This window comes from Methylocella sp. (assembly GCF_041905455.1).
Lineage (GTDB): Bacteria > Pseudomonadota > Alphaproteobacteria > Rhizobiales > Beijerinckiaceae > Methylocapsa.
Map to the genome: position 1 here is coordinate 178,553 of NZ_JAYRLA010000006.1, position 12,772 is coordinate 191,324.

The following is a 12,772-nucleotide window of genomic DNA, read 5'->3' on the forward strand; positions in this document are numbered from 1 at the left end:
GCCGCGTCGTCGGCCGGCGCGCTCCGCCGCACAAAAAAATCCGCGATGGCTGCGGACGGGCTCAAAAGCGCGTGAACTCCCGTTCGATGCGGCGAAGCTGCGCCGCGCCCTTCTCGCGCGTCATGGCGTCCATGCCGTTCACCTGAATCAGGCGGAAGCGCGCGCGCGGGCAGAGTTGCGGCTTGACGCCGCGCGCGAGCAGGCGGCGCGTCGGATCGCCCGCGATAAGCCGCACGTACCACCATGGCGAGCCGGTCGAAGTCACCGCCCAGAAGGCGTCGAGCGTCAGGAGCGGCGTGAACCGGCCGTTCGGCTCGCGTTCATAGGCGACGCCCGACACGAGCGTACGGTCGAAAAAGCCCTTGAGGATCGCCGGAAAGCCGAACCACCATTGCGGAAAGACGAGCGCGAGCTTTTGCGCCGCCCGCACGCGTTCCGCGAAGGGCGGCTCGGGATCCGGCGACGTGTCGAGATAGGCGCGCCGCTCGGCCGCCGAAAGCACGGGGTCGAAGCCTTCGGCGTAGAGGTCGAGCAGGTCGACGGCGAGGCCGCGCCGCGTCAGCGCGGCCTCGATCCGGCGCGCGGCTTCGTGCGCGAAGCTCTCGGGGAGGGGGTGGGCGAGGACGATCAGCGCGCGCATCGCTTATTCTTGTCCGCAAAGCGGCTCCGGGGGCAAGCGGCGGGCGCGGCTTTGCCTTTCGGGCGGCGGCGTCCTAAAGCTTGCGCTGAGAACTCCGCCCCTGAAGCCCACGTCGAGACGCTCACGCCCCATGCGCCTGTCCCGCTATTTTCTCCCCATCCTGCGCGAGAATCCCAAGGAAGCCGAGATCGTCTCGCATCGCCTGATGCTGCGCGCCGGCATGATCCGGCAGGAGGCGGCGGGCATCTATTCCTGGCTGCCGCTCGGCCTCGCCGTGCTGCAGAAGATCGAAAACATCGTGCGCGAGGAGATGAACCGCGCCGGCGCCGTCGAGCTTCTGATGCCGACGCTGCAGCTCGCCGACCTGTGGCGCGAGACCGGCCGCTACGATGCCTACGGCCCCGAGATGCTGCGCATCAAGGACCGGCACGAGCGCGAGATGCTCTACGGTCCGACCAACGAGGACATGATCACCGCGATCTTCCGCGCCTCGACGCGCTCCTATCGCGAGCTGCCTAAGATTCTCTACCAGATCCAGTGGAAATTCCGCGACGAGCAGCGGCCGCGCTTCGGCGTCATGCGCGGGCGCGAGTTCCTCATGAAGGACGCCTATTCCTTCGACCTCGACGAGGCGGGCGCGCGGCGGGCCTATCACCGGATGTTCGTGTCCTATCTGCGCATCTTCGCGCGCATGGGGTTGCGGATCATTCCGATGCGCGCCGAGACCGGGCCGATCGGCGGCGACCAGAGCCATGAGTTCATCATCCTCGCCGACACCGGCGAGTCGGCGGTCTACTGCGACAGCGCCGTGCTGGACCTGCCCATTCCCCCGCAGGACGTCGACTACGACGGCGACCTCACGCCCATCGTCAAGGCGTGGACCTCGCTCTACGCCGCGACCGGCGACGTGCACGACGCGCGGCGCTTCGAGGCCGAGACGCCGGCGGAGCGCCGCGTCGCCACGCGCGGCATCGAGGTCGGCCAGGTGTTCTACTTCGGCGACAAATATTCGAAGCCGATGAACGCGCTGGTCGCCGGTCCCGACGGCGTCGAGCGGCCGGTGCAGAGCGGCTCCTACGGCGTCGGCGTGTCGCGCCTCGTCGGCGCGCTGATCGAGGCGAACCACGACGAGGCCGGGATCATCTGGCCGGAGTCGGTCGCTCCCTTCAAGGTCGGGCTCACCAATCTCAAGGTCGGCGACGAGGCGACCGACGCCGCCTGCGCGCGCGCCGCGGCCGCGCTCGAGAAGGCCGGCGTCGAGGTTCTCTACGACGACACCGACGACCGGCCCGGCGCCAAATTCGCCAAGCTCGACCTCATCGGCCTGCCGTATCAGCTCATCGTCGGGCCGAAGGGGCTTTCCGCCGGCAAGGTCGAGCTCAAGACGCGCGCCGCCGGCGAGCGCGTCGAGCTGCCGCTCGAGGAGGCGCTGGAGCGCCTGACGGCGCCATGACGCAGACGCAGGCGAAGCCGGGGAGGCCCTTCGCGCCCTTCGAATGGATGGTCGCCTCGCGCTACCTGCGCGCCCGGCGCTCGTCCGGCTTCGTCTCGGTCATCGCCGGCTTCTCCTTCGCCGGCATCATGCTCGGCGTCGCCACGCTGATCGTCGTCATGTCGGTGATGAACGGCTTCCACCAGGAGCTGCTGAACAAGATCGTCGGCGTCAACGGCCACATCTTCCTGCAGGCGGCCGGCTCGCCGCTCACCGACTATGACGAGGTGGCGCGCGAGGTCGCAAGCGTCGACGGCGTCGCCGCGGCGATCCCGATGATCGAGGGGCCGGCGGCGATCTCGACGACCAGCATGGCGTTCGCCCTCGTGCGCGGCGTGCGCGAGGCCGACCTCAAGCGCCTGCCGGGCGTCGCCGGCAATGTCCGGCAAGGGACGCTCGACGGCTTCGACAAGGCGGGCGGCGTCGCGATCGGCCAGCGCATCGCCGACAACCTTGGCCTGCGCATCGGCGACAAGCTCAAGATCCTCATCGCCAACGGGCCGCAGACGCCGTTCGGCGTCGCCCCGCGCAGCAAGGTCTATCCGGTCGTCGCCATCTTCCAGATCGGCATGGCCGAATTCGACAATCTGTTCGTCTACATGCCGCTGCCCGAGGCGCAGGGCTTCTTCAGCCGCGACGACGAGGCGAGCGTGATCGAGATCTTCCTGTCGCGCCCCGAGGAGATCGACGCGGCGCGCGACCGGCTGGAGGCCGCCGTCTCGCGGCCGATGATCATGACCGACTGGCGCGAGCGCAACAGGACCTTCTTCGACGCGCTCGTCGTCGAGCGCAACGTGATGTTCATCATCCTGACGCTGATCGTGCTCGTCGCCGCGCTCAACGTGATCTCCGGCCTCATCATGCTGGTCAAGGACAAGGGCCGCGATATCGCCGTGCTGCGCACCATGGGCGCGACGCGCGGCGCGGTGATGCGCGTCTTCCTCATCGCCGGCGCCTCGATCGGCGTGGTCGGAACCTTCGCCGGCCTCGCGCTCGGCCTCGCCGTCGCCTCCAACGTCGAGACGATCCGGCAGGGGCTGAACCGCGCGCTCAACGCCAACCTGTTTCCGGCCGAGCTCTATTTCCTGTCGCGGCTGCCCTCGAAGGTCGATCCGCTCGACGTCGCGACCGTCGTCGGCATGACGCTCGCGCTGTCGATCCTCGCCACGCTTTATCCGTCCTGGCGCGCGGCGCGGCTCGATCCGGTCGAAGCGCTGCGCTACGAATAAGATGACGCACGAAATCCCGGCGCTGCGCCTCGAGAAGATCGAACGCCGCTACGCTCAGGCGGACGCGCCGCTCGAAATCCTCAAGGGGGCGAACCTCGACCTCTGGGCGGGCCAGTCGGTCGCCCTGATCGCGCCCTCCGGCGCCGGAAAGTCGACGCTGCTGCATATCGCGGGCCTGCTCGAGCGTCCCGACGGCGGCGAGGTCTATGTCGCCGGCGCGCCGGCCGCCTCGCTCTCCGACGACGCGCGCACGCAGTTGCGGCGCGTCGAGATCGGCTTCGTCTACCAGTTCCATCATCTGCTGCCGGAGTTCACGGCGCTCGAGAACGTCATGCTGCCGCAGATGATCGCCGGGTTGTCGCGCAAGGCGGCGGCGACGCGCGCGCGAGAGATTCTCGACTATCTCGGCCTCGCGCGGCGCGCGGACCACCGCCCGGCCGAGCTTTCGGGCGGCGAGCAGCAGCGCGTCGCCATCGCGAGGGCGGTCGCGAACGGGCCGGGCCTGCTGCTCGCCGACGAGCCGACCGGCAATCTCGACCCGAAGACCGCCGACCACGTGTTCGGGGCGCTCGCGCAGATCGTGCGCGCGACCGGCCTCGCCGCGCTGATCGCGACCCACAACATGGAGCTTGCCGAGCGTATGGATCGGCGCGTCACCCTGCACGAAGGGCTGTTGTTCGAGCTCGACTGAAGCCGCGCCGCGAAAGCTAAAATCGGCGGCGGCGGCCTCACCGCGCGCAAAGCATTTCGCCTCATCCTGTCGAAAGGAGGCGAAGATCGCGCAATGAAACATGTCTATCCGCTTGCGGACGGCGGCCTCGATCCGCTTGCGCCGACGATATTCCACGAAAGCTGGTGGCTTGAAGCGGCGAGCGGCGGCCGCTATGAGATCGTGGAGGCGCGCCGGGCCGGCCGTCGCGCGGCCTGGCTGCCGACGTTCACGCGCCGCAAGTTCGGCGTCAAAACCAACGCGCCGCCGCGCCTCGTGCATTTCCTCGGCCCCGCCGTCGATCCGGGCGAAGGGGACGCCGCCTCGCGCGCCTACGCCCGCGCCGCGCTGACGCGCGAGCTCGCCGCCGCCCTGCCGCGCGGCGTCATCCACAGCTACAAATGCGACCGCTTCGCCGGCGACGTCGTCGCGTTCCAGCTCGAGGGCTTTTCGACCGCGCTGCAGTTCACGCACGAGCTCGGCCCCGCTCCCGCCGAGATGCTGTGGACGGCGATGCGCAAGAAGAAGCGCAGCCAGATCCGCCGTGCGCAGGCCTGCCTGCGCATCGCGTCGATCGACGACGGCGGGACCTTCGCGCGCTTCTACGCGGACATGCAGGCGGCGAGGGGGAAGGCGAACTATTACGCCGGCGAGCCCGTCGCCGCGCTCGTCGACGAATCGCTCGCGCGCGGGCGGGCGAGCCTGCTCGGCGCCTACGACGGACGCGGCGCGTTGACCGCCGCGGCGTGGATTCTCCGCGACGGGACGAGCGCCTATTACTTCATGAGCGCGCGCGCCGCCGACGCGCATGACGGCGCCGTGAGCCTTCTCGTCTGGAAGGCGATCGAAGGCGCCTCGGCGCGCGGCCTCGCCTTCGACTTCGGCGGCGTCAGCACGCCGGAGAGCGTCGCCTTCTTCGCGGGCTTCGGCGGCGCGCCGGCGCCGCGCGTCAGGCTCGCGAGGGCCGAGGGGCCGCATGGGGCGATATGGGCGATCCGCGAGCGCCTGCGCGCCAACCGCCATCTGTGCTGAGCTTGCTCAGACCGCCCGCGTCGGCCCGAAGATCGCCTCGAATCGCGCGCGCAATGCCGCGTCGACCTGCGCCATCGCCGCCGGCCGGCCGAGGTCGGCGAGGCTCGTCACGCCGCAATGACTCTGCGCGACGCCGCAGGGCACGATGCCGGAGAAATGGGACAGATCGGGCGCGACGTTGAGCGAGATCCCGTGCAGCGTGGCCCAGCGCCGCACCCTGACGCCGATCGCCGCGATCTTGTCCTCGGCGGGCTCGCCGAGCAGGCCCGCCGGTTTGTCGGGCCGCGCCGTCCAAACCCCGACGCGCTCCTCGCGCCGCGCGCCGGCGACCCCGAGTTCGGCGAGCGTTTCGATGATCCAGGCCTCGAGCGCCGCGACGAAGGCGCGCACGTCCGGCCGCCGGCTCCTGAGGTCGAGCATCACGTAAGCGACGCGCTGACCCGGGCCATGATAAGTGTACTGGCCGCCGCGCCCGGCGACATGCACGGGAAAGCGCGCCGCGATGAGGTCGGCTGGCTTCGCCGAGGCGCCGGCCGTATAGATCGGCGGATGCTCGAGCAGCCAGACCTGCTCGCCCGCCACGCCTGCCGCGATCTCGCTTGCGCGCGCCTCCATGAAGGCGAGCGCCTCCTCGTAGGGGACGAGCCCGTCCGAGACGCGCCATTCGACAGGCGCGCCATCGGCCCTGCGCCAGCCCCCAGGCCGGAGATTGTCGCGCGCGAGCGTCGTCGTCATGCAGGAGTCCCTCCGGCCGCAAGGGTTCCACGAGCCGGGCCGCCGATCAAGCCGGCGCCGAGCAGGAATAGCGGCGCAAGAATGGCGGCGCAAGAATAGCAACGAAGGCGCTCAAATCGCTTGTCAGCCTCGTGGCCGTTTGTTAGATGACCGGCCTGCCCGCGAAGCGCAGGCTTCGGAGACGGCGGTTGCGGCCATGGCGGAACTGGTAGACGCGCTAGCTTGAGGTGCTAGTCCCGAGAGGGGTGGAGGTTCGAGTCCTCTTGGCCGCACCATTAAATTCTTTAGACAGCACAATTAGATAAGCTTATTCAGGCACTTGGCGGGACCACGCTCCTACACAGCGGGCCTGCACAATGGGCTTTTGCATGGCGCACCCTTGGCGCGATAAATCCGGCGTTTGGTATCTCCGCGAACGCGTTCCTCATGCTCTGAAAAAGACCGTGAAGGGGCGCGCCGTGGCCCTCCCCGTGGCCGAGGGGACGCATACGATCAAGCTTGGCGACATGGCCCTGTTATCCCTGCGGACGAAAGAGAAGGGCGAAGCCCTGCGGCGCTGGACGGCCGCGCGTGAGGCGTTGCTGCGGTTCTATGACGGCTGCCGCCTTGGCGAGATCACGCTGGATTTTAAGCAGGCAATGGCGCTGGTGCGGGAACACTTCGACGAGCTGGCCGAGATTGCAGAGGGCGAAGCGCGGGACATCCTTGCAGAGTTCCAAGGGATCATCCGCCGCAAGGCGCTTCCCGAACTTGACGCTTGGCTCGACCGCGCCGGATGCAGCCTTATCGCCACGTTCGCGAATGGGATCATCAAGGACAGGAAAGCGGTCCAGGCCGCGATTGTCTCCGCATGGTCAAACGGTCGCGACCGAAGGTCAGATCTGCAAGCTCAAGCTCGTCAAACGCCAGATGTACGGGCGCGGGAAGATCGATCTGCTTCAGGCGCGCGTCATCGGAATGAACTGACTCCACCTCCACCAAATTTGCGTCAGAGCCAATTCTCGGCGGAAATCGACAATTGATGTGCCAAATCGGGGGCTTACGCTCCTCACCCGCCGCGGCTACCTCAAGATCGTGAAGTTGCTGAACGACGACCGGGCGTGGGAGGTCTTCGACGACATCAGCGAGGAAACCGGTTAGCCGCGGATCAGGCTGCGACGGCTGGCTTTTGAAAGGGCGGCTCCAATTGGAGCCATCGCCGCGGCAAAAGTCCTTCGCGGGACATCGTACGAATTTCGTCCGATCATGGCGCGCCGATCCAAAGGTACGAATTTCATACTTTTGGCCAGCGCGGCCGATCTCTCAATGAAAACAGGGGGCTCAGTTTTGAGCTGGGCCAGAATCAGGCTGAGGCGACGCCTTAAGCAAAATCGGGCCGATGTTGCCCAGAATGTTGCCCAAAAGGCTCATTCGGAACTAAGGGAATGGCCTAAGTGACTGATTTTATTGGTGCCCAGGGGCGGAATCGAACCACCGACACTGCGATTTTCAGTCGCATGCTCTACCAACTGAGCTACCTGGGCGCACAGGCGCGGACGCTTGCGAGGAGCGTCTTATAGAGGGATGCTCTCGGCTTTGTCCAGCGGGGAAAGGCGGATTACGTCGAATATGGCAGGCTGAAAGGCGACCAGGTCAAACGCCTGAAAGATCTCGAGACGGAGAACGCCGCCTGCGCAAGATGGTGTCGGATCTGGCGCTTGAGAAGTTGATCCTGAAAGATGCCGCCTCGGGAACGGTCTGCAATCGGGCCGAGGATAAGTTCCCTGTCAGCCTCCTGCCGCGCGTCGTCGCCGATGCAAAGGCTCCAACGTCCCTCTCGTATGCCCTGCAAGGTGTCGCGGAAATCCGCCCACTTCTCGGTAGGGCCGGGCTCATCCTCCACCGCCCTGACCAAGGAATGATACGCCTGCCCGGCTAGAGCGGAATTCTGGCTGATTGAATCGGTTTTGGGATTCACAAAGGCGATCAAGCAACACCGTCGTCATCTTCGGATCGCCGCCAATTACCTCCCCACAATCGCCCTCGTAGCCGCCGTCATTTCATGGACTTGAGTGAGTCCCCTACCTAGGCGTTGTTCGCCCGAGCTATCTGAAGTCCCGCGTCTTGACTGCGATGCTGGGGATTTCGGCATGAATGTCGAGCGGTTGGCGCCCGTATGCCTTTCGCTCTTCCGCTCCCGCCCGCGGCCGACGCCAAGGGCTCGTTCACGCTCGCCGCGCTGCGGCTCGAACGCGGCCGCCCGTTCCCGATCCTTGACGGGGAACGGCGTTCGCCGCTCGCCGCGTGGCCGGCGAGCACGAGTAGCGGAGACAATCGGCCTGACCGTGGCGTCGATTTCGCGGCCCTCGGCCTGCCGGGCGTCGAGATCCGCTTCGCGCCGAGCGTCGCGGACGGCTACGTCTATCAGGCGGCGGTGCGCTTCGACCTGCCGGCGCTTGACGAGGCCTTCGCGACGGCGCAGCCGCCGCCTGCGCCGAAGGCGGCGGCCGAACCGGATGCGCAGCAGGAACAGCCGACCCAGACGATCGCGACCGCGCTCGACTGGCCGTCGCTCGCCGCCTTCTGGGCCGAGCAGGAGCGCAAGCATCAGAATGCACGCGTCGCCGACAGCTACATGACGCCGTTCTTCGACGTCGACGCGGCGGCCGACTGCAAGGTCGACACGCTCGTGAAGGGCCTGACCTGGAGCGTCAAGGTCAAGGTCGACACGCAGCCGACCGTCGGCGCGCCGCCCTATGGCGCCCTCTCGATCGGCGCCGAGGGCGCGAAGTCGGGCAATGATGTCCTCCTCGGCTGTTCGGGCGCGTTCACTCCGTCGATCGCGAGCGGCGTCCTCAATCCGGGCGCAAGCGGCGCAGGGCTGAACGTGCTCGGCTTCAGCCCGTCGACCTTTTTTGACGAGACGACGGGGGCTCTGCTGGACAATCGCCTCACGGCGGTCGCGCCGGAGCAGAACAACGCCCTTGCGCGTCGCGTCCTCATTCCCCCCGCCGCGAACGGCCCGCGCAAGCTGCGCGAACGCCGGCTTGTCTCGGCGCCGCAGCCGAGCCTGTTCGTTCTGCGCACCGCGGCGGGGAACGAGCAGAGCTTCGGCTTCTGGTTCAAGGACGTGCTGTTCGACGGCCTCACGGCGCAGCTGCCTGAGGGCGACGGCGCCCACTTCGACATATGGGACGATCCCGTCAAGCTCACCGGCGGCGGGTTCGAATGGCGTCTCACCTCCGTCGAGGCCGCCGACTTCAACGAGGGACGAAGCCAGGCGAGCCTGTTCGGATTCCTGATCGAGCCGCTTCAGCTGAAATCGCTGGTCCTCACCGCAGACGACGCGATCGCCTCCGTCTCGATCCTGTGCCGCGTGTCGCTCCGCCGGGACCCGGACGGTGCGGACGCCAGCGTGAATCTGGCGAGCCTTGAACTGCGGCGGACGGCGACCGGCCTCGCGGCGAAGTTCGTCCACAAGGATCCGCTGCTGTTCACCTTCGATCCGCCCGCTGCGCAAGGTCCGGTGAAGGAATCGACGCGGGCGAAGCGTCGCGTGATCGTCGCGGCGAACATCGTCGAGACCGGAACGGCGAACTTCGCAATCGAGCCGAAGCGCTTAGCGGTCGAAATCTGCGGCGTGCTGATCGAGGTGGACGCGTCGCGCGTGGCCTGCGCATTGCCCGACGACGCCGCCGGCGCCGTCCAGTTCGTCGCGACGCCGGCCGCAGGCCTCCCGCCGCCGGCCGCCGGACAAGGCCGGCTGAGACTCGATGAGGCGACGCTGACCGTCCGCGCGCGACCGCAGGCCGGCTCGAATTATTTCGACCTCACGCTCACCTATGCCCTCGAGGTCGCGCCGGGCGGAGACGCCGTCTACGCGCCCGGCGCCCCAGCCGACTGGGGCCGCGCGCTGCAATTCCTCGTGCGCATTTCCGGCGACAGCGCGTTCAAATGCTTCGGCCGCGACGCGGCAAGGCCGACGTTCGAGGTTCGCGAGGGAGACGGCGCAATCGCGATGACGGTCTCGGCCCCGTTTCTCTCAGGAGAGATCGGACTGGGCTTCGTCGCGCATCTCGCCCCGCCTACAGTAGACCGGAGACACGAGGTCGAGCTCGATTTCGGCGATTGCCGCGCCGATCTCGTCATCGAGGCCGCGACGGCGGCGAAAGGCGTCGAGATCTCCAACGCGCATGTCCGCCTCAACCTGTCGCGGCGCAGGCCAACCGCGGGCGCAGCGCCTTCGCCCTGGCGCGGAACGGCGAGGCTGTCGGCTCTCGTGAAGGCGAAGAGCTCGATCAACTGGCCGAGCGTCAAATGGAGCGCGTCATCTGAAAGCGTTCCCCTGCCGGGCGCGGCGCGCGTCGACGGGCGCGCGCGTCGAGGCGGGAGCGCAAGCTGGCCTGTCGCATGAGGTCGAATGGACCCTCTGCGGCCATCGCATCGACCTTACGCTGGCAGCGGCGATAGCTTCGCGCTCGCCGGACGCGGCCGCCGTGTGGAACACCATGGCGCTCGCCCGACATACGCTGTACGGGCGCGGCAAGCCTGTGAAATGGACCGGCCTCGACTCGCTCGACGTCGGCTTTCGCGACGCGGTCATTCCCAAGTTCGACGAGAACGACATCGACCACGACAGCACGACCTTCGCCGCGCGCTACAGGATGGCTTTCAAGGCCGGTCAGCCGCTCCAGAACGAGCGCGGCATGCGCAATCCGGGCCTCGGCGCCGTCGCGACCGTGCTGCAAGGCGCGCTCGGACGCGCCTTCCGCAAGGCGTTCAGCGCGGTGCCGGCGGCGGACTTCATAATTGTCGGCGGCTTTCTGGGCGCGATCAGGGCTACACCCGTCGAGGCGGCGCCGCTGCTGCGCCTGCCGGTGCTGGCGGGCCTTGGCGCAGGCGCGCTCAAGCAGGTCATTCCACCGTCAGGCGTCGACCTCGCCTGGGCCGACGGACCTGCGGGCAAGCTGCTCGCGTTCACCTCCAGAGACGCCCCGGCGCCAGCGGACGCCTCGCTTGGCGCCCTGACGGCCGCGGTCGTCGCCGGCTCGCGGCCGCTCGCGCGGGCGATCGACGTCGGCCTCGCCGATCCGAAGGCGGCGGTCCTCGTCGAGCAGAGCTTCATGGGCGCCGATCTCGCGACGCTGCAGGACGCGCCTTTCTTCATTGCTTCGGCGGTGTCGGTCCAGCGGGCTTTCGACAGCATCGAGGGCGCCTCGACAATCGAATCCCTGTCGATCGTCGCCGGGTCGCTGCCCGACGACGCAGGCGGGAAGACGCGGGCGCCCCTCGCCTCGGCGATCGCGATGCGCGACGGTCAGGCCGATGTCGAGCGGCGCCGAACCAGTGCGCTGGACGCGAGCGAGATCTCCCTCGTCGGCGAGGATCTGCGCCGCGCCGCGTGGGTCGGCCCCTCCGTCGAGCCTATCGGTCCGGCTCTCAACGGCGTCGCGGCCGCATGCGACAAGAGCCCGATCGCGGCCTTCCTCAGATATGTCGCGGCGACGGCGGAACACCCGGAGCCCCCCCCGGGCGATCTACCGCTGCCATCTTTTTCCGCCCGCGCCGATCGACGACGGATGGGCGCCGGGGCCGGCCGCGCCGACATTCGCCGACCATGGCCACGGGCCCGTGCTGCCGCCGGGCGAGCGGCCCATGACCTGGCTTTCGCCGGTCGTCGAGAGCGCCGCCGCCGCGATCCGCGACGATGACGGAAACGGCCGTCCGAGCGGCCTTGCCGGCCTGACCAGCCGCCTCGCCCTGCCGGCGCAGGCGGGACATGAGGTCGCGCTCGACGACGAGAGCCATGACGCCGGCCTCGTCTGGCTCGCGCAAAGCCAGACGCCGATCTATCTGCCGCTTCGCACGAGCGAACTGCGCGGACCGCCGATCGGCTGGCTCACGGCGACGTGCGCACCGCGCGGGTCGAACTGACGCTTCGCCTCCGCAATCCGGGAGGCCGCGCGCCGCACCCGGAGGTCGCTCTCGCCCTGTCGGCGGCCGGCGCGCCGCCGCCCGCGGAGGCGCAGGTGACGTTTCATCCGTGCGACGACGAGGGAAATGCGGCGCCGGACGTCGAACCGGCGGCGTTCAATTTGACCGCGCCGGACGGCGCCCCCGAGCTCGCAATGGGCGCCAACCGGGCGCCGCTCACGCTGCGCATGCCGCTCTACGCCGTGACGGGCGCGCGCGGCGCGCTGCCGCTCACGCCGGCGACGCTTATCTTCAACGATCCCGCCTATGATCGCGACCTTGGCGGCGCGCCGGTTTCCAAGGACAGGCTCGTTCCGCTGACTGACGCAGCGACGAAAGACCTGCGCGCCAGTCGGGGCGAGCTCAAATTCGTGCTCTTCGCCGATCGAAGCGTGCTCAATCGACGGGGAGTCGTAACCTTCATGCTCGACTTGCGCTTCGAGCGTTCGATGGACGACAGGACGCAAGCGCTTGCGGAGACGGCCGGCGCGTGTCCCGGCGGCGATCTGATGATTGCTCAACAGACCGCTGTAGCCATGCTTTCCGTGCAACTGCAACCGAAAGACGGAGCGGCGCGCAATCTGCGAATTCCCGGCGGCCAGCGTCCATTCCCGCTCGGCCCGGTCTGTGAATTGCCGCTTGCCGCGCTGACTGAGCTCGACAACACTCCGGCGCAGCTCACGTCCGGAGACGTCCTTGTCATTCAAGCGACGCCTGGAGCGATAGACTTGGCGCATTCGCCGCCGGATGGCGATGAGCTCGTTCCTGTTCTGAACGCCAAGCTCTATGATTCAGTCAAGCGCGACGCGTTCGACACCGGCTATCTTCCCGTGCGGCGAAACGATGGGGTCGTCTCGCTTAGAGCGCCTAACAAAACCGTCTCAAGGCCCTGAAGCAAATGATAGCGGCGGCGAGGACGATAAAGGCGCGGTAGAGGTCGGCGTGTCGCTCATAGCGGACGACGAGGCGACGGAACTGATTGA

General features: G+C 68.0%; 10 protein-coding genes, 2 tRNA genes and 2 pseudogenes. 11 read left to right on the forward strand and 3 right to left on the reverse strand.

Translation table 11 applies throughout. The features are described 5' to 3' along the window. Positions 1–61: 61 nt before the first annotated feature. Positions 62–640, reverse strand: a complete 579-nt coding sequence (locus ACE3OG_RS07320; protein ID WP_374307170.1) for an NAD(P)H-dependent oxidoreductase — start codon at positions 638–640, stop codon at positions 62–64. Positions 641–770: 130 nt separating this feature from the next. On the opposite strand from ACE3OG_RS07320, the gene proS reads away from it, so the two are divergent. The 4 genes from proS (at position 771) to ACE3OG_RS07340 (ending at position 5,102) form a co-directional block, all read left to right on the forward strand. Beyond that, entirely contained in the window at positions 771–2,093 is a 1,323-nt protein-coding gene (proS, locus tag ACE3OG_RS07325) for a proline--tRNA ligase (protein ID WP_374307172.1), read from the forward strand. Continuing rightward, on the forward strand, positions 2,090–3,361 hold the full coding sequence (locus ACE3OG_RS07330; RefSeq protein WP_374307173.1) for a lipoprotein-releasing ABC transporter permease subunit: 1,272 nt from the start codon (positions 2,090–2,092) through the stop codon (positions 3,359–3,361). The genes proS and ACE3OG_RS07330 overlap by 4 nt, the downstream gene beginning before the upstream one ends. A 1-nt stretch (position 3,362) precedes the next feature. Beyond that, entirely contained in the window at positions 3,363–4,052 is a 690-nt protein-coding gene (locus tag ACE3OG_RS07335; RefSeq protein ID WP_374307175.1) for an ABC transporter ATP-binding protein, read from the forward strand. A 93-nt stretch (positions 4,053–4,145) separates the two neighbouring features. Continuing rightward, complete coding sequence (locus ACE3OG_RS07340; RefSeq protein ID WP_374307177.1) at positions 4,146–5,102, forward strand: GNAT family N-acetyltransferase; 957 nt, start codon at positions 4,146–4,148, stop codon at positions 5,100–5,102. Between the two features lie 6 nt (positions 5,103–5,108). On the opposite strand, the gene lipB is transcribed toward ACE3OG_RS07340, so the two are convergent. Further along, positions 5,109–5,837 carry a lipoyl(octanoyl) transferase LipB gene (lipB, locus tag ACE3OG_RS07345; protein WP_374307178.1) on the reverse strand — a complete coding sequence of 243 codons (729 nt, stop codon included), beginning with the start codon at positions 5,835–5,837 and terminating at the stop codon, positions 5,109–5,111. A 190-nt stretch (positions 5,838–6,027) separates the two neighbouring features. Here lipB and ACE3OG_RS07350 point away from each other — a divergent pair. Both ACE3OG_RS07350 and ACE3OG_RS07355 read left to right on the forward strand, forming a co-directional pair. Further along, a tRNA-Leu gene (locus ACE3OG_RS07350) sits at positions 6,028–6,112 on the forward strand. 474 nt (positions 6,113–6,586) lie between these two features. Further along, positions 6,587–6,803, forward strand: a pseudogene (locus ACE3OG_RS07355) (transposase); the annotation flags it as partial. Between the two features lie 481 nt (positions 6,804–7,284). Here ACE3OG_RS07355 and ACE3OG_RS07360 read toward each other — a convergent pair. Next, positions 7,285–7,360 (reverse strand) — tRNA-Phe (locus tag ACE3OG_RS07360). Positions 7,361–7,441: 81 nt separating this feature from the next. Between ACE3OG_RS07360 and ACE3OG_RS07365 the strand changes: the two are divergent. The 5 genes and pseudogenes from ACE3OG_RS07365 to ACE3OG_RS07385 all read left to right on the forward strand — a co-directional run. Further along, positions 7,442–7,587: pseudogene (locus ACE3OG_RS07365) on the forward strand (IS3 family transposase); the annotation flags it as partial. Between the two features lie 405 nt (positions 7,588–7,992). After that, positions 7,993–10,230 carry a hypothetical protein gene (locus ACE3OG_RS07370; RefSeq protein ID WP_374307180.1) on the forward strand — a complete coding sequence of 746 codons (2,238 nt, stop codon included), beginning with the start codon at positions 7,993–7,995 and terminating at the stop codon, positions 10,228–10,230. Between the two features lie 94 nt (positions 10,231–10,324). Next, positions 10,325–11,527 carry a hypothetical protein gene (locus tag ACE3OG_RS07375; RefSeq protein WP_374307182.1) on the forward strand — a complete coding sequence of 401 codons (1,203 nt, stop codon included), beginning with the start codon at positions 10,325–10,327 and terminating at the stop codon, positions 11,525–11,527. Next, a complete protein-coding gene (locus ACE3OG_RS07380; protein ID WP_374307183.1) occupies positions 11,472–11,750 on the forward strand; it encodes a hypothetical protein in 279 nt (92 codons plus the stop codon). The genes ACE3OG_RS07375 and ACE3OG_RS07380 overlap by 56 nt, the downstream gene beginning before the upstream one ends. Further along, on the forward strand, positions 11,726–12,682 hold the full coding sequence (locus ACE3OG_RS07385) for a hypothetical protein (protein WP_374307185.1): 957 nt from the start codon (positions 11,726–11,728) through the stop codon (positions 12,680–12,682). The genes ACE3OG_RS07380 and ACE3OG_RS07385 overlap by 25 nt, the downstream gene beginning before the upstream one ends. Positions 12,683–12,772: the final 90 nt, after the last annotated feature.

Excerpts from the sequence above, each read along its gene's own strand:
- ACE3OG_RS07340 (WP_374307177.1), top strand. The coding sequence starts at position 4,146 with ATGAAACATGTCTATCCGCTTGCGGACGGCGGCCTCGATCCGCTTGCG.
- proS (WP_374307172.1), top strand. The coding sequence starts at position 771 with ATGCGCCTGTCCCGCTATTTTCTCCCCATCCTGCGCGAGAATCCCAAG.
- lipB (WP_374307178.1), bottom strand. The coding sequence starts at position 5,837 with ATGACGACGACGCTCGCGCGCGACAATCTCCGGCCTGGGGGCTGGCGC.
- ACE3OG_RS07380 (WP_374307183.1), top strand. The coding sequence starts at position 11,472 with ATGACCTGGCTTTCGCCGGTCGTCGAGAGCGCCGCCGCCGCGATCCGC.
- ACE3OG_RS07335 (WP_374307175.1), top strand. The coding sequence starts at position 3,363 with ATGACGCACGAAATCCCGGCGCTGCGCCTCGAGAAGATCGAACGCCGC.
- ACE3OG_RS07330 (WP_374307173.1), top strand. The coding sequence starts at position 2,090 with ATGACGCAGACGCAGGCGAAGCCGGGGAGGCCCTTCGCGCCCTTCGAA.
- ACE3OG_RS07375 (WP_374307182.1), top strand. The coding sequence starts at position 10,325 with ATGGCGCTCGCCCGACATACGCTGTACGGGCGCGGCAAGCCTGTGAAA.
- ACE3OG_RS07370 (WP_374307180.1), top strand. The coding sequence starts at position 7,993 with ATGCCTTTCGCTCTTCCGCTCCCGCCCGCGGCCGACGCCAAGGGCTCG.
- ACE3OG_RS07320 (WP_374307170.1), bottom strand. The coding sequence starts at position 640 with ATGCGCGCGCTGATCGTCCTCGCCCACCCCCTCCCCGAGAGCTTCGCG.